Below are 21,250 nucleotides of genomic sequence, written 5' to 3'. Positions count from 1 at the left end.
TCTGCGTCGTGACCACCGTCCGGCTCCCCCTCTTCCCCCTGAACTCGGTCCTGTTCCCGGGGCTGGTGCTCCCGCTCAACATCTTCGAGGAGCGCTATCGCGCCATGATGCGCGAGTTGCTGAAGACCCCCGAGGACGAACCACGCCGGTTCGCCGTCGTGGCGATCCGCGACGGCTTCGAGGTGGCCCAGACCGCCCCCGGCCTGCCCGACCCGACGGCCACCCTCGAGCGCGGGCCGACCGCCGGGTTCGGGACCGACCCGCTCAAGGCGTTCCACAAGGTGGGCTGCGTCGCGGACGCGGCGACGGTCAGGGAGCGGGCCGACGGCACCTTCGAGGTGCTGGCGACCGGCACGACCCGGATGCGGCTGCTCTCGGTGGAGGCCTCGGGACCGTTCCTGACGGCCGAACTGGAGCCGCTGCCCGAGGAGCCGGGCGACGAGGCGGGCGCCCTGGCGGAGGGCGTGCTGCGGTCCTTCCGGCAGTACCAGAAGCGGCTGGCGGGGGCCCGCGAACGGTCGCTGGCGACCGGCGCCGACCTGCCGGACGAACCGGGTGTGGTCTCCTACCTGGTCGCCGCCGCGATGATGCTGGACACGCCGACGAAGCAGCGCCTGCTCCAGGCCCCGGACACCGCCTCGCGGCTGCGGGACGAGCTGAAACTCCTTCGCTCGGAGACCGCCATCATCCGTACGCTGCCGTCCCTGCCCGCGCAGGAACTGACGCGCGGCCCGACGAGTCTCAACTGAGGTACTGGCCCGCATGGCGAAGAAGCCGAGCAAGGCGAAGAAGCAGCAGCCGGGCGGCACACCCGCGACGGTGGCGCTCACGGCGGCCGGGGTGACGTACACGGTCCACGCCTACGAGCACGACCCGGCCCACCCGTCCTACGGCGAGGAGGCGGCCGAGGCGATGGGCGTCTCGCCGGAGCGGGTGTTCAAGACGCTGGTGGCCGACGTCGACGGCGCCCTCACGGTCGCGGTGGTGCCGGTGGCGGGCCAGCTGGACCTCAAGGCGCTGGCGGCCGCGGTGGGCGGCAAGCGCGCGGCGATGGCCGACCCGGCCCTGGCCGAGCGCACCACGGGCTATGTGCGCGGCGGCATCTCCCCGCTGGGCCAGCGCAAGCGGCTGGCGACGGTCCTGGACGCGTCGGCCTCCGGGCACGCCACGATCTGCGTCTCGGCGGGCCGCCGCGGCCTGGAGGTCGAGCTGTCCCCCGACGACCTGGCCAGGCTCACGGACGCGGTTCTGGCGCCGATCGGGCGTGCCTGACCCGAGCGGACGTGCGGGCCCTCTCGACGGATGTCCCGTTGTCGGACCGTCTGACAGGACATGTCGAAGCGCACACGCACCCGCCGGTGGCGCACCGGGAGAGGCCGGGCGAACCACGGCCGCCGCCCGGCCTAGGCCGGCTTGTCCCCGTAGGGCACCGACGGGTACTGCCCCGGTGCGGGCCACGGATCCGGGTCCCGGGGCCCGAACAGTCCCGTCAGCCCCAGGTGGACCACCAGTGCCGCGAGCGACCAGGCCAGCAGCGCGCCCTTGGCGCCCAGCTTGAGCGGGGCGGAGAACGTCACCCCTTTGCCGACGTCCTTCGCGTGCGCGATCACGTCCTGCGCCGGCCCGAGCCACACCCCGAGCCGCCACGCCAGCAGCGATCCGAGCAGCCCGCCGACGCCGAGGGCCACCACCAGCGGCACGCCCCCGCGCCGCCGCAGCAGGAACACCACGACCGCGCTGAGCGCCCCGAACGCCAGCGCGAGCAGCGTGAACGTTCCGTCGACGCCGATCGCCTGCTCGCCCTCGGAGTCCTTGAGGTAGACGACCCAGCTGTCGTCGAGGATCTCACCCACCAGCGGCACGCTCGGTGCCAGCTTCCACCACAGCACGCCCAGCAGCGCACCGGAGAGCGCGACCGCCAGCGCGGTCACGGCGGCCTGCCGCACTTCGGTCAACATCCCGGGGCCGTCCTGTTCGCCGTACGTGCCGTAAGGGTCGTGGGAACCGCCGGGCGCGGCTCCCACCGCGTGGGCGCCGACGGGCGGCGGCACCGGCCCGCCCTGGTACGACGGGCGTTCGTTCGGCGGCGGTGGCGGGGTCAAGGGTGCGGTCACCGTGCCATCGTGCCAAACCCGCCTGTGCGGCGCGTCACCGGACGGCGGCCCGGCGGTACGCCCAGGTGGCCACGGCCAGCGAGATCACCCCGACCGCGGCGCACACGGCGAGGTCGCCGAGGACGAAGCCCCAGTCGGGGCGCTCGCCGAAGGTGCGCGCGAAGGCCTCCACCCCGTACGTGGAGGGCAGCAGGTCCCGGGCCAGGCGGACCACCTGGGGCATCCGTTCCGGGGGCAGAACGCCGAGCAGCAGGGCCGCCGACATGCCGAGCTGGCCGAGGAGGGTGGCGAACTCGGGCCGGGGGGCGAGCAGCCCCAGCGCCGCGCCCAGCCCCGCGAGGGCGGCGCCCGCCAGCGGGATCACGGCCACCAGCACCCACAGGTGGGTCATCGGCAGCCCGAACAGCAGACATCCGAACACCGCGGTCACCACGGTCCCGGGCACGGTGAAGGACGCGTAGGCGCCCGCCGCGCCCAGCACCACGGCGGCCGGCGGGACCGGCAGCGTCGCGTAGTGGTCGAGGCCGCCGCTGGCGCGCAGCTGGCCGAAGTACTGGGCGAGGAGGTTCAGCGCGACGAAGGCCACGACGAGTACCGCGGAACCGGCGACCACGGCCCGCGCCTCGCCGCCGCCGTCGACGACGCCGCGCATCAGGATCATGATGCCGACGGACTGGAAGGTCGCCACGAACAGCAGCGGGATGCGCGCGACCCGCGCCCGGGACAGCTGCGCCCGGTACACGGCCACCAGCGAGGGCCACAGCCGTGCCTTCGGCCCCAGCTCGGCCGGACCGGCCGCGCGCCGCCCCTCGGCGGCCGGGGCGGCACCCCGCAGGGCATCGGCGGGTACGACACTCACGTCGCGCAGCTCCCCTTCGCTCGGGTCGTTCGAAGCGGTCGCCCGGGCGGGGGCACTCGCCCCGACGGGTACGGATGCGGCAGCCGGTGTTCTCATCGCTCGCGCGCTCACGTCCTCACCAGCCCCTGCCGCGCGGCGCCGCCCAGCGCCAGGTACACGTCCTCCAGGCTGGGCGTGGCCAGGGTGAAGTCGTCCAGGGCGGCGAAGGCGGCGCCGCCGGTGACGGTGGCGACGACCGCGCGGGCCTCCTCGGGGGCGAGCCGCAGGGTCCAGCGGCGTCCCGACTCGACGACGCGGTCGCGCAGGGCGGCGACCTCCGGGACGTTCAGCGGCGCGCTCTCGCGCCACACCAGGTCGACGCGGACCTCTCCGGCGACCTGCTCCTTGAGCCCGGCGGGCGTGTCGCAGGCGATCACGCGTCCCCGGTCGAGGACGGCGACCCGGTCGAGCACGGTCTCGGCCTCGATGACGTTGTGGGTGACGAGCAGCACGGTGGCGCCGTGCTCGGCGCGCCGCCGGTCGACGGCCGACCACACCGCGCGCCGGGCCACCGGGTCCATGCCGGTGGTCGGCTCGTCCAGCACGAGCAGCGGCCGCTCCCCCACCAGGGCGGCGGCGAAGCAGGCCAGGCGGCGCTGGCCGCCGGAGAGCTTCTTGATCGGGCGGCCGGCGAGTCCGGTCAGGCCCAGTTCCTCGAGCACGGCGTCCCGCTCGGCGCGGGCCCGGCGCACCTCGAGGCCGCGCAGCCGCCCGGTGGTCTCGGCGGCGAGCGACACGGTCAGCTCGTCCAGGGCGCTGGACTCTTGCCCCAGGTAGGCGAGGATCCGCGCGGCCCGCTCCGGGTGGCGCACGATGTCGTGCCCGAGGATCTCCACGCTGCCGCCGTCGGGCCGCATCAGCCCGGTGAGCTGGCGGACGAGGGTGGACTTGCCGGCGCCGTTGGGTCCGAGCAGTCCGAAGATCTCACCGCGGCGGATGTCCAGGGTGACGTCGTCGGTGGCCCGCACCTCGGGGGCGGCGGGCACCCCGCGCCTGCCGCGCACCGCCGGATAGGTCTTGGTCAGTGAGCGCACCACGCACACGGCATCGCCACCGGGTCGAGGTGCCTGTGCCGCGCGCGTACTCACAAGGGAGGAGACTACGGGGTCGGTCCCCCCGGCCCGCTCCCGGGTCCGCCCATAAGTGTCGATTCAGCCGGTGTCGGTCCGGCCCGGGGAGCGCCGGGAAGCACCGGGAGCGCAGGGGCGTCTCACTCGGCGGCGGGCGTGCGTTCGGTCGCCGTGCGCACGTCGATCTCCCGCCAGAACCCGGCCCGGATGGCGTACCGGTCGTGCTCGTCGATCTGGTCGTCCTTGTGCGCGAGCAGTCCGAAGCGGGCCGCGTAGCGCAGCAGCTCGCCGTCGACGCGGTGCGGGATGCGCGGGTACATCCCGGACAGTTTCTGCAGGTGGCCGTGGTCGCCGAGCCGTTCCAGCCAGCGCCGGGCGAAGACCTGCCCCACCTCGTACGGGTCGCCGCCGACCGTGGTGATGTCCTCCTCGCGGTCGGCCCAGCGCTGCTCGGCCGTGGTGAGCTGGGCCAGCGTCGGCAGGGTGGCGGCCTCGGAGGGCTCGGCGGCGGGCCGGTCGACCCAGCCCTTGTCGGAGGACCAGCGCAGGGTGGCGTTGGCCGGCTGCGGGGCGGGGTGGGCGCCGGGGGCGCGCAGGGCGGCGAGGTCCTTGGGGGTGGGGACGCCCTTGGCGGGCGGTACCCGTTCCTCGGTGCCGGTCGGTCCCGCGGCGGCCGTGGTGGGGTGTTCGGGCGTCTCGGCGGGGCGCTGGGCGGCGGAGAGCGCGGACTCGGGCAGCGGCGCGGAGAGGATCGCGGCGATCTCGGGGCGGGGTACGGGCGGCGGCGCGCAGATGCCGCCGAGTTCCTTGGCGCGTACGGCCTTGGTGATCCACGTACGGTCCAGGACGCGGCGTTCGTCGGCCTCGGCGACCAGGTCCTCGGACTGGTTGTAGTCGCCGTCGGCAGCCTGCACGGCCCACAGGTGGACGGCGACGCCGTGCTCCTTGGCGGCCATCATCCCGGGCAGCAGGTCGCCGTCGCCGGTCACCAGGACGACGTCGGAACAGGCGCGGTTGCGGGCCAGTTCGGTCAGTTCGGCGTGCATGGCGGCGTCCACGCCCTTCTGCGCCCACCGTCCGTCACTGCGGGTGAGTGCGCCGAGCCGGACGGTGACCCTGGGCATCACGCGCAACCGCCGGTGCTCGGGCTGCGGGACGCGGTCGGGGGCGCCGTCGAACCAGTAGATGCGCAGCAGGGGCTGCTGGGTGTCGGACTCGGCGCGGTCGCGCAACCCCTGGATGAGGGCGGCGTGGTCGACGGTGATGCGCGAACGCGAGGGTTCCCCCGCCAGGAGACTCGCGGCGGCCCCCAGCAGATACCCGGCGTCCACCAGGACGATGCAGCGGTCCACGCGGTCCACCCTCTTTCCGGGAGGTTTGCTTCGGGCTTCCTTCGAGTCTGCCCGACCACGCGGAGGTTAACGGCCCGAACTCGATCTTCGGCGTGGCGTTTCGGCACCCCGTGTCCGCTCGGACCGCGTCACGGACGGTAATTGCCCGATATGCGTTCTTTGTTGGCCTATGTGAATCTGGTTCCGGCCCTGGCCCCTAGATCCCCCTCAGGAGGTAGATCACCATGGCCAAGAACAAGAACAACCGTGATCGTAAGCACCCGCAGGCCGAGCGCTCCCCGCAGGCCGCCGAGTCGGCCGTACTGGACCGCGAGGAGCAGCACTCCCCGCAGCTGACGACGCCCGGCGACGCGGCCGCCCGCAAGCGGAACAAGCGCTTCGGCCACAACTGACAGCCACGACGAAGGGCGCACCCGGCAACCGGGTGCGCCCTCGCTCGTCGTGGTCCGGGATGCCGCTCAGCCGGCCAGGCAGGACGGCCCGAGCAGCACCTTCAGGTCGCCGAACAGCGCCGGATCGGGCTTCACCCGGTGCCGGTCCAGGCGCAGCACCGTCGTCTTCGTGGGCCCCTGGAGCTTGATCCGCACCTCGCTGTCGCCCCGGTGGTGGGTGAGGATCTCACCGAGCCTGCTGACCATCGGCGGCGTGATGCGGGTCGCCGGGATGGTGAGGACGACGGGGGCGTTGGTGCCCGCGTTGGACAGGTCGGGAATCATCAGCTCCATCGCGACCAGCCGGGGCACGTCCTCCCGCTTGTCGAGGCGCCCCTTGACGAACACCACGGCGTCCTCGACCAGTTGCGTGGACACCAGCTGGTACGTCGCCGGGAAGAACATGCACTCCAGCGAGCCGGCCAGGTCCTCGACGGTGGCGATGGCCCAGGCGTTGCCCTGCTTGGTCATCTTGCGCTGGAGGCCCGAGATGATGCCGCCGATGGTGACGACCGCGCCGTCACCGAAGTCACCGCCGGTGAGCTGGGAGATGCCCGCGTCGGCCTTGTCGGACAGCACGTGCTCCAGGCCGAAGAGCGGGTGGTCGGAGACGTAGAGACCGAGCATCTCCCGCTCCTGGGCGAGCAGATAGGTCTTGTCCCACTCGTCCTCGCCGAAGACCACGTCGAGTCCGAAGCCGGGCTCGTCGCTCTGCTCGTCGCCCATGCCGCCGAAGAGGTCGAACTGGCCCTCGGCCTCCTTGCGCTTGACCGCGACCACGTTGTCGATCATCGGTTCGTACTGCGCGGTGAGGCCCTTGCGGGTGTGCCCCATCTCGTCGAAGGCGCCCGCCTTGATCAGCGACTCCGTCGTCCGCTTGTTGCAGACGACCGCCTCCACCTTGTCCAGGTAGTCGGGGAAGGACGCGTACTTCCCCTTGGCCTTGCGGCACTTGATGATCGACTCGACGACGTTGGTGCCGACGTTGCGCACGGCGGAGAGCCCGAAGAGGATCACGTCGTCGCCCTGCGCGGCGAAGTTCGACATGGACTCGTTGACGTTGGGCGGCAGCACCTTGATGCCCATGCGCCGGCACTCGTTCAGGTAGACGGCCGACTTGTCCTTGTCGTCCTTGACCGAGGTGAGCAGGGCGGCCATGTACTCGGCCGGGTAGTTCGCCTTCAGGTATCCGGTCCAGTACGAGACCAGGCCGTAGGCGGCCGAGTGCGCCTTGTTGAAGGCGTAGCCGGCGAACGGGACCAGGACGTCCCACAGGGCCTGGATGGCCTCGTCGCTGTAGCCGTTCTTCCTGGCTCCGGCCTGGAAGAGGACGAAGTTCTTCGCCAGTTCGTCGGGCTTCTTCTTGCCCATCACGCGGCGCAGGATGTCGGCCTCGCCGAGCGAGTAGCCCGCGATGATCTGGGCGGCCTTCTGCACCTGCTCCTGATAGACGATCAGGCCGTAGGTGACCGCGAGGACCTCCTGGAGGGGCTCCTCCAGCTCCTTGTGGATCGGCGTGATCTCCTGGAGGCCGTTCTTGCGCAGCGCGTAGTTGGTGTGCGAGTCCATGCCCATCGGGCCGGGGCGGTAGAGCGCGGAGACGGCGGAGATGTCCTCGAAGTTGTCGGGCTTCATCAGCCGCAGCAGGGAGCGCATCGGGCCGCCGTCGAACTGGAAGACACCGAGCGTGTCGCCGCGCTGGAGCAGTTCGAAGGTCGTGGGGTCGTCCAGCGGCAGCGACAGCAGGTCGAGGTCGATGCCCTTGTTGGACTTCACCATCTTGACGGCGTCGTCCATGATCGTGAGGTTGCGCAGGCCGAGGAAGTCCATCTTCAGCAGGCCGAGCGACTCGCACTGCGGGTAGTCCCACTGCGTGATGGTCACGCCGTCCGTGTGCCGGACCCAGATCGGGGCGTGGTCGACGATGGGCTCGCTGGACATGATCACGCCGGCCGCGTGCACGCCCATCTGCCGGACCAGGCCCTCGACGCCCTTGGCGGTGTCGATGACCTTCTTGACGTCCGGCTCGCTCTCGTACATCGAGCGGATCTCGCCGGCCTCGCTGTAGCGCGGGTGCGTCGGGTCGGTGATGCCGTTGAGGTCGATGCCCTTGCCGAGGACGTCGGCGGGCATGGCCTTGGTGAGCCGGTCCCCCATCGCGTACGGGTAGCCCAGCACGCGCGCGGAGTCCTTGATGGCGTTCTTCGCCTTGATCTTGCCGTAGGTGCCGATCATGGCGACCTTGTCGGCGCCGTACTTCTCGGTCACGTACCTGATCACCTCGACGCGCCTGCGCTCGTCGAAGTCGATGTCGACGTCGGGCATGGAGACGCGCTCGGGGTTCAGGAAGCGCTCGAAGATCAGGCCGTGCGGGATGGGGTCGAGGTCGGTGATGCCCATCGCGTAGGCGACGATCGAGCCGGCCGCGGAGCCTCGGCCGGGGCCGACCGCGATGCCCTGGTTCTTGGCCCACATGATGAAGTCGGCGACCACCAGGAAGTACCCCGGGAACCCCATCTGGATGATGACGTCCATCTCGTACTCGGCCTGCTTCTGGCGGTCCTCGGGGACGCCGCCCGGGAAGCGGCGCTCCATGCCGCGGCGGACCTCCTCCTGGAACCAGGTGATCTCCGTGAAGCCCTCGGGGATGTCGAACTTCGGCATGAGGTCGCGCTTCTCGAACATGCCGGTGGTGTCGATCATCTCGGCGATCAGGCGCGTGTTGGCACAGCCCTCCTGCCAGGCGTCGGAGGAGTCGATGGCGTACATCTCGTCCGTCGACTTCAGGTAGTAGCCGGTGCCGTCGAAGCGGAAGCGGTCCGGGTCGGAGAGGTTCTTGCCGGTCTGGATGCACAGCAGCGCGTCGTGGGCGGTCGCCTCGTGCGCGTAGGTGTAGTGCGAGTCGTTCGTCACCAGCGGCGGGATGCCGAGCTTCCTGCCGATCTCCAGGAGTCCGTCGCGGACCCGGTGCTCGATCTCGATGCCGTGGTCCATCAGCTCCAGGAAGTACCGGTCCTTGCCGAAGATGTCCTGGTAGTCGGCGGCGGCCTTCAGGGCCTCGTCGAAGTGGCCGAGGCGCAGCCGGGTCTGCACCTCGCCGGAGGGGCAGCCGGTGGAGGCGACGATGCCCTCGGACCACTGGCTGATGGTCTCCTTGTCCATCCGCGGCCATTTCTGCAGCCAGCCCTCGGCGTAGGCGTCGGAGGAGAGGCGGAAGAGGTTGTGCAGGCCCTTGCTGTTCGTCGCCCACATGGTCTTGTGGGTGTAACCGCCCGAACCCGAGACGTCGTCCCGCTTCTGGTGCGGCTGGCCCCACTGGATCTTGCGCTTGTTGCGCCGGGACTCGGGGGCGACGTACGCCTCGATCCCGATGATCGGGGTGACTCCGGCCTTCTTCGCGGAGTGGAAGAAGTCGTACGCCCCGTGCAGGTTGCCGTGGTCGGACATGGCGATGTGCGACATGCCCATCTCGTTGCACGCGTCGAACATGTCCTTGAGCCGCGCGGCACCGTCCAGCAGCGAGTACTGGGTGTGGACGTGCAGGTGCGTGAACGGCGGCTTTGACACGTGCGGCCTCCTGAGAAAACTGGGGACGACTGGCGGCGGTCGATCCGGGGGGTCAGCGTCGAAGTCTATGCCTCGGGACTGACACTCGAAGGCTCCCCACGCGTACCTTCTGGGGCGGGCACTCCCGCTCCCTTTCGAACGTTGGCCCGAGTGGAGATCCGCTCCATCCGTGAGGCACCACCCGCACCAGGAGGCACCAGGCATGTCGGTCCCGCAGCTCAACGAGGAGCACCGCGGCGAGGAGATCCTCGCCGTCTTCGACACCGCCTTCGGCCAGCTGCTGGCCGCGGATCCCGCGGCGTTCCGGGTGAAGTTCCGCAAGATGGCGGCCTCCGCCTTCGCGTTCTACCGCGGCACCGCAGGTCTCTTTTACCGCGATTTGACCGAGGATCCGGACTTCGGTGATCAGCACGGCGGCGCCTACCTGGACGAGCGGACCTCCCGGGTGTGGATCCACGGCGACCTCCACGCGGAGAACTTCGGCACGTACATGGACTCCACCGGCCGGCTGATCTTCAACGTCAACGACTTCGACGAGGCCTACGTCGGCCCCTTCACCTGGGACCTCAAGCGCTTCGCCGCCTCCGTCGCGCTGATCGGGTACGCCAAGGCGTTCAGCGACGAGCAGATCACCGAGCTGGTGCGGGTGTACGCGGGCGCGTACCGCGAGCGGATCCACGCCCTGGCCACCGGCGCCAAGAGCGACGAGGTGCCGCCCTTCACGCTGGACACCGCGGAGGGCCCGCTGCTCGGCGCGCTGCGGGTGGCCCGCTCGCTGACCCGCTTCGGGCTGCTGGACTCGATGACCGAGATCCGTGACTTCGAGCGCCGCTTCGCCCCCGGCGGCGGCTCCATCGAGCTGGACGCCGCCACGCGCTACAAGGTGCTCGCGGCCTTCGACGGCTACCTGGAGACGCTGCCCGAGTCCTCCCTGGCCCGCCCCGACTCCTACCGCGTGAAGGACGTCGTCGGCCGCCGGGGCATCGGCATCGGCTCGGCCGGCCTGCCGTCGTACAACATCCTCCTGGAGGGCAACAGCGACGCCCTGGAGAACGACGTCGTGATCTACATCAAGCAGGCCCAGACCCCGGCCGTCTCCCGGCACATCACCGACCAGGCGATCCGGGACTACTTCCGGCACGAGGGCCACCGCACGGTGATCTCCCAGCGCGCCCTCCAGGCGCACGCCGACCCGTGGCTGGGCTGGACCGAGCTGGACGGCGCCGGACAGCTGGTCGCCGAGGTCTCGCCGTACGCGGTCGACCTGGACTGGGGCGACATCGACGACCCGGAGGAGATCGCCGAGGTCGTCGCCGACCTGGGCCGGGCCACCGCGACCATGCACGCGGCGGCCGACGACCAGTCCGGGGAGTCCCTGGTGCCGTTCTCCACGGAGCGGGCCATCGACGCGGCCATCGCCGCCGACGAGGAGGGCTTCGCGCCGCTGCTGGTCGACTTCGCGCACCGCTACGGCGCACGCGCGCGTGCCGACCACCAGACCTTCGTCGACCTGTTCCGCAACGGCCGGATCCCGGGTCTGTGACCATTCCGGTTCGGTAACCGTCGGCCGTCTCACAGGAACCCTTTAGGGGTCCCTTACCGGACCCCGTGACACACTCTTCTACTGCTATGGACATATCCGGAACCCCGCTCAGAGCCGTACGCGCGGCGCTGTTCACGGCACTCGCCGTGACCCTCAGCACCGCGTCGCACGTGCTGCTGTCCGGGGTTCCGCTGCCGCTGCCCACGGTGGCCGCCGTCGCCGCCGCCGTGTTCCTGATCGCGTACGCCCTGGCCGGGCGGCGCGAGCGCGGTTTCGGGCGGATCGCCGCCCTGCTGATCCCGCTGGAGCTGGCCGCCGACACGGTCTTCACCACCGGCCAGCACGTCTGCTACGGCCGGGCGGGCGGCCCGGTCGCGGGCCCGCTGCGCTCGGTCGGCTTCGACGTGCTGTGCGGCGACGGGACCGGCGTCCACGCCGGGGTGACCGCGCCGCTGACCCGGGTGACCGGGGCGGAGACCGACCGGATGGCGTCGGTGCTGGCCCAGGCCGACCCCGGCACCGCCTGGCTGCTGCTTGCCGCGCACGTCGGGGTCGGGCTGCTGGCGGCGGCCTGGCTGCGGCGCGGCGAGCGGGCGCTGGCCCAGCTGCTCGGCGCGGTGGCCGCGACCACCTTCCGGCCGCTGCTGCTCGCCGTCGCGGCCGTGGGCGTACGCCGGGCCCCGGCGGTGCGTCGCCCGACGCCCCCGGCCCGCCGCACCACCGGTGCCCGTGAGCGGATCCTCACGCACTCCCTGGGACGTCGCGGACCGCCGTGCCCGGTGGCCACCCTCGTCTGACCCGGCACCGGCCGCGTCGTGCGAGCACCACCGAGCACCGCAGTCCCCCGTACGTACTTCCGCACACCCCCGTGTGCGCGTCCCCGGAGAGATCATCATGAGCAAGCGGAACAGCCAGGCGGCGAAGACGGCGGCCCGTGAGCGCCTGCGCCAGGAGCGCGAGCGCCAGGCCAAGCGCGACAAGGTCAGGCGCCAGGTCATCGTGGCCGCCTCCATCGTCGGCGTGCTGGCGATAGCCGGCGGCATCAGCTACGCCGTCGTGCAGGGCAACAAGCCCAGCGGCTGGGACAAGGCCGCCGAGGCGAAGGTGGTGGCCCCGGCCAACACCTCCGGCAAGGACGGCACCACCGTCGTCATCGGCGAGTCCAAGTCCGACCACGTCATCCACCTCTACGAGGACCCGCGCTGCCCCGGCTGCGCGGCGATGGAGCAGAGCATCGGCGAGACCGTCAACAAGGGCATGGAGGACGGCGACTACAAGCTCTCCTTCACCGTCGGCACCTTCCTCGACGGCAACCTGGGCGGCGAGGGCTCCAAGAACGCGCTGAGCGCGCTGGGCGCCGCGCTGAACGTCAGCCCCGAGGCGTTCGTCGACTACAAGACCGCGCTGTACTCCACGAAGTACCACCCCGAGGAGTCGACCGACGAGTTCGCCAAGGACGACTACCTGATCAAGGTGGCGGACTCGGTCGACGCCCTGAAGGGCAACAAGAAGTTCCAGGACGCCGTGGAGAAGGGCACCTACGACGCCTGGGCGATGCGGATGAGCAAGTCCTTCGACAAGGCCGAGGGCGTCGAGTCGACCCCGACCATCAAGATCAACGACAAGGTGGTCGAGACCCCGAGCACGCCCGACGCGTGGCAGAAGGCGCTGAAGGACGCGGGCGTCACCAAGTGACCCGGTGATCCCGCCGCCGGTCCCGGTGGCCGGCCCCGGTGGCCGGTTCCGGTGATCGCCGGCTGACGAGTGGGCGAACTTTTGCGAGTTCGCCCACTCGCGCGCGTACCGATCAGTAACCTGATCGGCCGTGACCAGTCGACACAGAGCCTCCGAGAACTCCCGCACCCCGAGCCGCCGTACGGTCGTCAAGGCCGCGGCGGCCGGTGCCGTGCTCGCCGCCCCGCTCGCCGCGGCGCTGCCCGCCGGCGCGGCCGACGCGGCCCCCGCCTTCCTGCACGGCGTCGCCTCCGGCGATCCCCTGCCCGACGGGATCCTGCTGTGGACCCGGGTGACCCCGACGCCCGAGGCCATACCGGGCTCCGGGACCGGTCCGGACACCGCGGTGAGCTGGGTGGTCGCCACGGACAAGGACCTCACGAACGTGGTCGCCAAGGGGTCCGTCACGGCCACGGCCGCCGCCGACCACACCGTCAAGGCGGACGTCCGCGGCCTCGCGCCCGCCACGGACTACTGGTTCCGCTTCTCCGCGGGCCCCACCGACTCCCCCGTCGCCCGCACCCGCACCGCCCCCGCGCACGACGCGGCCGTCACCGGCCTGCGCTTCGGGGTGGTCTCCTGCGCCAACTGGGAGGCCGGGTACTTCTCCTCGTACCGCCATCTCGCGGCCCGCGGCGACCTGGACGCCTGGTTGCACCTGGGCGACTACATCTACGAGTACGGCACCGGCGAGTACGCCAACCGTGACACCGTCGTACGCCCGCACGCCCCGGCCCACGAGATCCTCACCCTCGCCGACTACCGGATCCGGCACGGCCGCTACAAGACCGACCCCGACCTCCAGGCTCTGCACGCCACGGCGCCGGTGGTGGCGATCTGGGACGACCACGAGATCGCCAACGACACCTGGTCGGGCGGCGCCGAGAACCACACCGAGGGCGCCGAGGGGACCTGGGCGGAGCGGCAGAGCGCCGCCAAGCGGGCCTACTTCGAGTGGATGCCGGTGCGCCCGGCGATCGCCGGCACCACCTACCGGCGGCTGCGCTTCGGCAAGCTCGTCGACCTCTCGCTGCTCGACCTGCGCACCTTCCGCTCGCAGCAGGTGGCGCTCGGCGACGGCGAGGTCGACGACCCGGACCGCACCCTCACCGGCCGCGCCCAGCTCGACTGGCTCAAGTCGGGTCTCGCGTCCTCCGACGCCACCTGGCGCCTGGTCGGCAACCCGGTGATGATCTCGCCGTTCGCGGTCGGCTCACTCCCCGCGTCACTGCTCGGGCCGCTCGCCGAGCTGCTCGGGCTGCCGAAGGAGGGCATCGCCCTCAACACCGACCAGTGGGACGGCTACACCGACGACCGCCGCGAGCTGCTGGCCCACCTGCGCGCGCACGCGATCCGCAACACCGTGTTCCTGACCGGCGACATCCACATGGCCTGGGCCAACGACGTGCCGTACAACGCCGGGACCTACCCGCTGTCCGCCTCCGCGGCCACGGAGTTCGTCGTCACGTCGGTGACGTCCGACAACCTCGACGACATCGTGAAGGTCCCCGAGGGCACCGTCTCGGCGATCGCCGCGCCGGTGATCCGGGCCGCGAACCGGCACGTGCGCTGGGTCGACACGGACCGGCACGGCTACGGCGTGCTGGACATCACCGCGGACCGGGCGCAGATGGACTACTACGTGGTCTCCGACCGCACCGACCCGCGGGCCACCTCCGAGTGGACCCGCTCCTACCGCACCCGCAGCGGCACGCAGCGGGTCGAGCGCGTCTACTCCCCCGCCTGAGCCTCCTGAAGGGACTCGAGGAAGCCGAGCGCCACCCGCCAGGTGGCCTCGGCCGCCTCCGCGTCGTAGTCGTCCAGACCGGGGTCGGTGTACAGGTGTCCGGCGCCGGGGTATCTGTGCACCTCGACGTCGGCGCCGATCCGGCCCATCTGGAGGTACCAGGCGCTGAGCCAGTCGTCCGTCTCGAAGGGATCCGGCTCGGCCACGTGCAGCTGGACCGGCAGTTCGTCGACCGAGGCGTTCGGTGCGAGGTCCGAGGTGCCGTGCAGGAGCAGCAGCCCGCGCGCCCGGTGGTCGCCGAGGGCGAGGGTCTGGGCGATGGAGGCGCCGAGCGAGAACCCGGCGTAGACCAGTCCCCGCTCGGAATAGGGCGCGGCGGCCAGCACGGCCCGCTTCAGCAGCTCCTCGCGGCCGATCCCGTCCTGGTGGGCCATGCCCTCCTCGACCGTGTCGAAGGTACGGCCCTCGAAGAGGTCCGGGGTCCACACCTGGTGCCCGGCGTCGCGCAGCCGGTCGGCGGCCTGCCGCACCGCGGGCCTCGGGCCGAGGGTCGAGTGAAAGAGCACGATGTTCATGGGGCCATGGTGCCAGCCGGGTGTGACAGGCCCGCGCCCGGCGATACCCCGGGCGGGAGATACCTCACAGGTTCACAGCACCGCGCGGCCGGTTACGTTCGAGGGATGGAGACGATACTCCGCCCGCTGATCGTGGTCGGCGGCTCGGTGCTGCTGACCGTGGTCATCGGCTGGGCCACCGACCTGTTGCTGCGCAAGGCCGACGGACGACACCCCGAGACACCGCTGTGGGGGCTGCTGCGCCGTGCCCGCGTCCCCTACCAGATCGTGCTCTGCTCGGGCCTGCTGAGAGGGTCGTACGTCGAGGCCGGGGTGTTCCCGGAGCACCGCACCGGGGTCGGCCGGACGCTGACGTTGCTGCTGATCGGCTCGGTGGCCTGGCTGGTGGTCCGGATCGCCGCGGCGGTCGTCGAGACGTCCTACTCCCGTTACGCGCACGCCCACGCCGAGCGGGATCCGGCCCGGGTGCGCCGGGTGCGGACTCAGGTGTCGCTGATCATGCGGGTGGTCACGGCGGTCGTCGGCGTGGTCGCGGTGTCCTCGATGCTGCTGACGTTCCCGGCGATGCGGGCGGCGGGTGCCTCGCTGCTGGCCTCGGCCGGCATCATCGGCATCGTCGCCGGTGTGGCGGCCCAGTCCACGCTGGGCAATCTGTTCGCGGGGTTCCAGATCGCCTTCGGCGACATGGTGCGCATGGGCGACACGGTCGTGGTGGACGGCGAGTGGGGCACCGTCGAGGAGATCACGCTGACGTATCTGAGCGTGCGCACCTGGGACGAGCGCCGGATCACGATGCCGGTGTCGTACTTCACCTCCAAGCCGTTCGAGAACTGGTCGCGCGGCACCCCGCAGATGACCGGGACCGTGTTCTGGCACCTCGACCACTCGGCACCGATGGATTTGATGCGCGAGCGGCTGCGCGACATCCTCCGCGAGTGCCCGGCCTGGGACGGGCGCAACTACAACCTGACCGTCACGGACACCACCCCGACCACCATGGAGGTGCGGGCCCTGGTGACGGCGAAGGACGCGGACGACATCTGGACGGTGCGGGTCACGGTCCGCGAGGGAATGCTGCGCTGGCTGGCCGACGAGCACCCGTACGCGCTGCCGCGGGTCAATACGGCGGACGCGGCCCTGCGCCCGCCCCGCGCCGGCCTCCCGCACGCCCGCCACGCCCCGGACCCGGCCGCCGGCCGCTCCTCCGACGGGGACGCCCGCCGCTTCCCGGGCCGCCCCGCCAAGAGCCTGTGACCGCGCGGCCGCGCGCCAGGGTCAGCGCAGGCTGCGCACGTCCAGGTGGCGCAGCACCCGGTCGACGATCTCCGGGTCGGCGCCGGGCTCGCTGCGGGCGGCCAGCACCTCGTGCCGGGCGGCGCTGAGCATCTCGCCCTGGATGCGCCGGACCCGTTTGATCCGCCGCGCCCGCTGCTCCTGCGCCTCCCGCCGTTCCTCGTCGCCGAGGTCCGGGCTGATGCGTATGCCGATGTCGAAGGCGCGCCGCAGCATCTGCTCGGACAGCTCCTCCGGCAGCTCCTCCACCGACTCGATCTCCTTGAGCCGCTGTTTGGCCGCCTTGGCCGCCCGCAGCGCCAGGTCCCGCTCGAACTCCTGCTCCCGCTCGGTGTCCGCCCGCACCCCGAGCCGGCCCACCAGCCAGGGCAGCGTCAGTCCCTGCAGCAGCAGCGTGCCCATGATCACCCCGAACGCGATGAAGACGATCTCCTCCCGGTGCGGGAAGGCCGCCCCGTCGTCCGTCTCCAGGGGAATCGCCAGGGCCAGCGCGACCGAGGCCACGCCCCGCATCCCCGCCCACCACATGACCACCGTCTCCCGCCAGCTGGTCGGGATGTCCTCGTCCTGGTCGCGCCGGGCGTGCAACCGCTGGGTCAGCCAGGTGGCCGGCAGCAGCCACAGCAGCCGCACCAGGACGACGACGACGAGGATCGCCGCCGCCCAGCCGAGCAGTTCGGTCCACCGGCCGGAGGCGGTGCGCACGGCGTTGTGCAGCTCCAGTCCGATCAGGCCGAAGGCCACCCCGGTGACCAGGGTGTCGACCACGTCCCAGACGGTGTGGCCGCCGAGCCGCGTCATCACGTCGTCGGCGTCCGAGGCGTACTCGGCGAGGAACATGGCGGTGGTGAGTACGGCGAGCACGCCCGAGCCGTGCAGTTCGTCGGCGGCGACGTAGCTCACGAACGGCACCAGCAGGGTCAGCCCGATCTGGAGCGTCGGGTCGCCCAGCACGCTCATGAGCTTGTTGGAGCCCCAGCCCAGGACGAGCCCGATCGCGACGGCGACGACGGCGGAGAGCACGAGGTCGAACCCGGCCCGCCACGGCGAGAAGGAGCCGCCGACCGCCGCGGCGATGGCCACGTGGTACAGGACGATGGCCGTCACGTCGTTGAAGAGCCCCTCGCCCTCCAGGATGGACACCAGGCGGCGCGGCAGCCCCAGTTGCCCGGCGACGGCGGTCGCGGCGACCGGATCGGGCGGCGCCACCAGGGCGCCCAGCGCGAAGGCGGCGGCGATCGGCAGCCCCGGCACGATCGCGTGGGCCACCGAGGCCACGCAGACCATGGTGACGAAGACCAGGGCGACTGCCAGCAGGAAGATGGGGCGCTTGTTGGCCGCGAACTGCCGCCAGGACGTGCGCCGCACGGCGGCGTACAGCAGCGGCGGCAGCAGTCCGGGCAGGATCAGTTCGGGCGGGATGTCGACGTTGGGCACGAAGTCGAGCAGCGCCAGGACGATCCCGAGGAGCGTCATCAGCACCGGCGCCGGCAGCCCGAGCCGGGCGCCGATCGGGACGCTCAGCAGGGCCCCGAGCAACAGCATGAACAACAGGGCCAGCTGATCCACGGTCACCGCTCCGGTGGGGTCTCGGCGTTACACGGCGGACCTCAAGCGTGCCACGCGACCGGTCTCACCAGCCCGTTCGCCGCCCCGGCTACAGGGCTCGCCGCATCGCGCGGTGCGGAATCCCGGCGTCCGGGAACTCGGGTCCGTATGCCTCGTACCCCAGACGTTCGTAAAATCCCAGGGCGTGCGTCTGCGCGTGCAGGTCCACGGCGGTGAGTCCCCGTGCGCGCGCCGCCTCCTCGACGGCCCGGACCAGCGCGGCCCCGACGCCCAGGCCGCGGGCCGCGGCGGTCACCGCGAGCCGGCCCAGGGAGCCGACGGCCGGGTCGCCGTCGCCGTTCTTCGCGGCGGCGGCCGCGCCGTGCAGCAGCCGGCCGGTGCCGAGCGGCACGCCGTCCTCCCGGACGGCCAGGACGTGCACCGCGTCGGCGTCGTAGGCGTCGTACTCGATGTCCTCGGGGACCTTCTGCTCGGCGACGAAGACGTCCTTGCGCACGGCGAAGCACGCCTCGCGGTCGACGGGGTCCTCGGCGACGCGCACCTCGTAGGCGGCCGGGGCCCGGCTCGGCACGCTCATCCGTAGGTCTCCTCGCGCACCAGGTCGAGGGCCTGCTGGAGGTCGTCGGGATATTCGCTGGCGTACTCCACCCAGTCGCCGGTGCCGGGGTGCTCGAAGCCGAGCCGCACGGCGTGCAGCCACTGGCGGGTCAGCCGCAGCCGCTTGGCGAGGGTGGGGTCCGCGCCGTAGGTCAGGTCGCCGACGCAGGGGTGGCGGTGGGCTGCCATGTGGACGCGGATCTGGTGGGTGCGGCCGGTCTCCAGCTTCACGTCGAGCAGGGAGGCGGCGCGGAAGGCCTCGATGAGGTCGTAGTGCGTGACGGAGGGCTTGCCCTCGGCGGTGACGGCCCACTTGTAGTCGTGCTGCGGGTGGCGGCCGATGGGGGCGTCGATGGTGCCGCTGGTCGGGTCGGGGTGGCCCTGTACGAGCGTGTGGTAGCGCTTGTCGACCGTGCGCTCCTTGAACTGGCGCTTGAGCGAGGTGTAGGCGCGCTCCGACTTGGCCACCGCCATCAGACCGGAGGTGCCGACGTCGAGGCGGTGCACGATGCCCTGGCGCTCGGCGGCGCCGGAGGTGGAGACGCGGTACCCGGCGGCGGCCAGTCCGCCGATGACGGTCGGCCCGCTCCACCCCGGCGACGGATGCGCCGCGACGCCCACCGGCTTGACGACGACGACCACGTCCTCGTCGTCGTGCACGATCTCCATGCCCTCGACGGGCTCGGCGACCACCTGCACGGGAGCGGGCGCCTGCGGCATCTCGACCTCGAGCCAGGCACCGCCGTGGACGCGCTCGGACTTGCCGACCACCGATCCGTCGACCTGCACCTTGCCCGCCGCGGCGAGCTCCGCGGCCTTGGTACGGGAGAAGCCGAACATGCGGGAGATGGCGGCGTCGACGCGCTCGCCCTCCAGGCCGTCCGGCACGGGCAGGGTACGGATCTCGGGAATCGTGCTCACCCGTCGAGTATGCCGGACGGACCGGACACTCCCGAACGCGCGCCCGGTCCCTGTGGACAACCGGTCCTCGTGCCCAGCCGGTCCCTGTGGACAACCAGTCCCTGTGGACAGCCGGACCGGAGGGGTCAGTCCTTGTGGACGGTCCCGTCCGGGTCCAGGCCCCGGAAGGAGAGGATCACGATCAGGATGCCGCCGCACACGATCGCCGAGTCGGCGAGGTTGAAGACGGCGAAGTGCTTGGGGGCGATGAAGTCCACGACCGCGCCCTCGAAGACCCCGGGAGCACGGAAGATCCGGTCGGTGAGGTTGCCGAGGGCACCGCCGAGCAGCAGGCCGAGCGCGATCGCCCAGGGCAGGCTGTGCAGCTTGCGCGCGAGGCGGGCGATCACGACGATCACGGCAGCGGCGATCACCGTGAAGATGATCGTGAACGCCTCGCCGAAGCCGAAGGCCGCGCCCGCGTTGCGGATCGCGGCGAACCGCAGCCAGTCGCCGATGATCTCGATCGGCTCGTGGTGCTCCAGCTTGGCGACCACCAGCATCTTGCTGCCCAGGTCGAGCAGGTACGCGAACAGGGCGACCGCGAACAGCACGGCGACCCGCCGCTTGCCCCGCGTGCGCTCAGGAGCCTGCTCCTGCTCCTGCTGCTCAGGGTCGGCGTCGGGCCGCTCCTGCCCCTCCCCCGCCGCGTCCGGGATGTCCGGAGTACCGATGATGCGCTCCGCCTCTGCCACGTGAGTCCCTCAGCCTAGGTCCTTGACTGAGCACGAGGGTACGGCACACTTCCCGTCCCGGCTGCGGCTCAGTACCGGCGCTCCTGCTTCTGCTTGCACTCGACGCAGAGGGTGGCCCGCGGGAACGCCTGCATCCGCGCCTTGCCGATCGGGTTGCCGCAGTTCTCGCACAGGCCGTAGGTGCCCGCGTCCAGGCGGTCCAGGGCACGCTCGGTCTGGCTGAGCACGTCGCGCGCGGTGGCGGCCAGCGCCAGTTCGTGCTCGCGCGTGATGTTCTTGCTGCCGGTGTCCGCCTCGTCGTCGCCCGCGCCGTCGCCGGAGTCCCGCATCATGCCCTGCAGCGACCGCTCGGAGGTGTCGATCTCGGTGCGCAGCCGGTCGGCCTCGGACTGAAGCTCGCCGCGCGCCTCCTCGACCTCCTGCGGGGTCCAGGGTTCCTCGCCGGGGCGTACCGCGAGGTCGCCGGGGACCGCGGCGGTGCCGCGGGCCTTGGGAACAGCGGTCTTGGCCGCCGTGGCCGTGCCAGGAGTCTTCTTCGCAACCACCGTCGTGGCTCCCGTCTGCTCCGCGGCCTCGGCCGCGCCCACTTTCTTGGCCGTGCTCTTCTTCGCCGTGCTCTTCTTCGCCGCGGTCTTCTCCGCCGGGCTCTTCTTCGCCGCGGTCTTCCTTGCCGGGCTCTTCTTCGCCGCGGTCTTCCTTGCCGCCTTCTTCCTCGCCGGGTCCTGCTCGGCGGCGCTCTCCTCGGCGGCGCTCTGTTTCGCGGCCGTCGTCTTCTTCTTCGCCACCATGGCCGCGGCCCCTTCACATATTGTGATCTTGCGCGCGAATCGTGCTGGGACGATAAATCGACTCCGGTCCCGCGGCAACGGGGCACGCCGCCCGATTCGCCCGCCCACCGTGCGCCGCGCGGCGAGCATGCATGCGTTGTGCCCAGCTCCCCGCCCGGTAATCCGCCGGAACGCCCCCGGGCCGCACGTGCGGGGACCGACCCCCGGACGGCGGCATTCGGGTCACCCCGAAACCGGTCGGCCGTTGTCCGCGCGGCGCCGTACACTGGGCGCAGCGAACGGCATGGATGGGGACGAGTAGCGGCGTCAGCAGCCCA

19 protein-coding genes are annotated in these 21,250 nt (G+C 71.7%); 8 read left to right on the top strand and 11 right to left on the bottom strand.

Features of this window, described 5'->3' with window-relative positions; translation table 11 throughout:
* The first annotated feature begins 8 nt into the window (after nucleotides 1-8).
* Nucleotides 9-749, top strand: coding sequence for an LON peptidase substrate-binding domain-containing protein (locus R2E43_RS28075; RefSeq protein WP_011028120.1), 741 nt, complete (start codon nucleotides 9-11; stop codon nucleotides 747-749).
* Nucleotides 750-762: 13 nt separating this feature from the next.
* Nucleotides 763-1,272 (top strand): Cys-tRNA(Pro) deacylase, encoded by a 510-nt coding sequence (gene ybaK / locus R2E43_RS28070; RefSeq protein WP_003976757.1) that lies wholly within the window; start codon nucleotides 763-765, stop codon nucleotides 1,270-1,272.
* 131 nt (nucleotides 1,273-1,403) lie between these two features.
* Here the strand turns inward: ybaK and R2E43_RS28065 are convergent, their stop codons facing one another.
* The 4 genes from R2E43_RS28065 to R2E43_RS28050 form a co-directional block, all read right to left on the bottom strand.
* Entirely contained in the window at nucleotides 1,404-2,114 is a 711-nt protein-coding gene (locus tag R2E43_RS28065) for an AAA family ATPase (RefSeq protein WP_332056687.1), read from the bottom strand.
* A 34-nt stretch (nucleotides 2,115-2,148) separates the two neighbouring features.
* A complete protein-coding gene (locus R2E43_RS28060; RefSeq protein ID WP_030866579.1) occupies nucleotides 2,149-2,973 on the bottom strand; it encodes an ABC transporter permease in 825 nt (274 codons plus the stop codon).
* Between the two features lie 107 nt (nucleotides 2,974-3,080).
* Nucleotides 3,081-4,055, bottom strand: a complete 975-nt coding sequence (locus R2E43_RS28055; protein WP_011028123.1) for an ABC transporter ATP-binding protein — start codon at nucleotides 4,053-4,055, stop codon at nucleotides 3,081-3,083.
* 167 nt (nucleotides 4,056-4,222) lie between these two features.
* Nucleotides 4,223-5,434, bottom strand: a complete 1,212-nt coding sequence (locus R2E43_RS28050; protein WP_011028124.1) for an NYN domain-containing protein — start codon at nucleotides 5,432-5,434, stop codon at nucleotides 4,223-4,225.
* A gap of 224 nt (nucleotides 5,435-5,658) precedes the next feature.
* Between R2E43_RS28050 and R2E43_RS28045 the strand changes: the two genes are divergently transcribed.
* Nucleotides 5,659-5,826 carry a hypothetical protein gene (locus R2E43_RS28045; RefSeq protein ID WP_003976752.1) on the top strand — a complete coding sequence of 56 codons (168 nt, stop codon included), beginning with the start codon at nucleotides 5,659-5,661 and terminating at the stop codon, nucleotides 5,824-5,826.
* 66 nt (nucleotides 5,827-5,892) lie between these two features.
* Here R2E43_RS28045 and dnaE read toward each other — a convergent pair whose 3' ends face one another.
* Nucleotides 5,893-9,432 carry a DNA polymerase III subunit alpha gene (gene dnaE, locus R2E43_RS28040; RefSeq protein ID WP_003976751.1) on the bottom strand — a complete coding sequence of 1,180 codons (3,540 nt, stop codon included), beginning with the start codon at nucleotides 9,430-9,432 and terminating at the stop codon, nucleotides 5,893-5,895.
* Between the two features lie 202 nt (nucleotides 9,433-9,634).
* Between dnaE and R2E43_RS28035 the strand changes: the two genes are divergently transcribed.
* The 4 genes from R2E43_RS28035 to R2E43_RS28020 all read left to right on the top strand — a co-directional run bounded on the left by R2E43_RS28035 (nucleotide 9,635) and on the right by R2E43_RS28020 (nucleotide 14,456).
* Nucleotides 9,635-10,975 (top strand): DUF2252 domain-containing protein, encoded by a 1,341-nt coding sequence (locus R2E43_RS28035; RefSeq protein WP_003976750.1) that lies wholly within the window; start codon nucleotides 9,635-9,637, stop codon nucleotides 10,973-10,975.
* Nucleotides 10,976-11,061: 86 nt separating this feature from the next.
* Entirely contained in the window at nucleotides 11,062-11,772 is a 711-nt protein-coding gene (locus tag R2E43_RS28030) for a hypothetical protein (RefSeq protein WP_003976749.1), read from the top strand.
* Nucleotides 11,773-11,869: 97 nt separating this feature from the next.
* Nucleotides 11,870-12,670 (top strand): DsbA family protein, encoded by an 801-nt coding sequence (locus R2E43_RS28025; RefSeq protein WP_003976748.1) that lies wholly within the window; start codon nucleotides 11,870-11,872, stop codon nucleotides 12,668-12,670.
* Nucleotides 12,671-12,800: 130 nt separating this feature from the next.
* On the top strand, nucleotides 12,801-14,456 hold the full coding sequence (locus R2E43_RS28020) for an alkaline phosphatase D family protein (protein ID WP_003976747.1): 1,656 nt from the start codon (nucleotides 12,801-12,803) through the stop codon (nucleotides 14,454-14,456).
* Here R2E43_RS28020 and R2E43_RS28015 read toward each other — a convergent pair.
* Nucleotides 14,441-15,031: a dienelactone hydrolase family protein gene (locus R2E43_RS28015; RefSeq protein ID WP_003976746.1), complete on the bottom strand. Its 591-nt coding sequence runs from the start codon at nucleotides 15,029-15,031 to the stop codon at nucleotides 14,441-14,443. The two genes, R2E43_RS28020 and R2E43_RS28015, sit on opposite strands and share 16 nt — an antisense overlap.
* A gap of 105 nt (nucleotides 15,032-15,136) precedes the next feature.
* Here R2E43_RS28015 and R2E43_RS28010 point away from each other — a divergent pair, with 105 nt between their 5' ends.
* The gene (locus tag R2E43_RS28010; RefSeq protein WP_003976745.1) at nucleotides 15,137-16,285 is read left to right on the top strand and encodes a mechanosensitive ion channel family protein; all 1,149 of its coding nucleotides are present in this window, start codon (nucleotides 15,137-15,139) and stop codon (nucleotides 16,283-16,285) included.
* A gap of 21 nt (nucleotides 16,286-16,306) precedes the next feature.
* On the opposite strand, the gene R2E43_RS28005 is transcribed toward R2E43_RS28010, so the two are convergent.
* The 5 genes from R2E43_RS28005 to R2E43_RS27985 form a co-directional block, all read right to left on the bottom strand.
* On the bottom strand, nucleotides 16,307-17,893 hold the full coding sequence (locus R2E43_RS28005; RefSeq protein WP_011028126.1) for a Na+/H+ antiporter: 1,587 nt from the start codon (nucleotides 17,891-17,893) through the stop codon (nucleotides 16,307-16,309).
* Nucleotides 17,894-17,981: 88 nt separating this feature from the next.
* Complete coding sequence (locus R2E43_RS28000; RefSeq protein WP_016325999.1) at nucleotides 17,982-18,470, bottom strand: GNAT family N-acetyltransferase; 489 nt, start codon at nucleotides 18,468-18,470, stop codon at nucleotides 17,982-17,984.
* Complete coding sequence (locus R2E43_RS27995) at nucleotides 18,467-19,411, bottom strand: RluA family pseudouridine synthase (protein ID WP_003976742.1); 945 nt, start codon at nucleotides 19,409-19,411, stop codon at nucleotides 18,467-18,469. The genes R2E43_RS28000 and R2E43_RS27995 overlap by 4 nt, the downstream gene beginning before the upstream one ends.
* A gap of 125 nt (nucleotides 19,412-19,536) precedes the next feature.
* Nucleotides 19,537-20,145, bottom strand: a complete 609-nt coding sequence (lspA, locus tag R2E43_RS27990) for a signal peptidase II (RefSeq protein ID WP_003976741.1) — start codon at nucleotides 20,143-20,145, stop codon at nucleotides 19,537-19,539.
* A gap of 68 nt (nucleotides 20,146-20,213) precedes the next feature.
* Nucleotides 20,214-20,933 (bottom strand): TraR/DksA family transcriptional regulator, encoded by a 720-nt coding sequence (locus tag R2E43_RS27985; protein WP_003976740.1) that lies wholly within the window; start codon nucleotides 20,931-20,933, stop codon nucleotides 20,214-20,216.
* Nucleotides 20,934-21,250: the final 317 nt, after the last annotated feature.

It is taken from the genome of Streptomyces violaceoruber, from assembly GCF_033406955.1.
In the GTDB taxonomy this organism is placed as follows: Bacteria; Actinomycetota; Actinomycetes; order Streptomycetales; family Streptomycetaceae; genus Streptomyces; species Streptomyces violaceoruber.
This window is presented reverse-complemented; position numbering and strand designations above follow the sequence as displayed.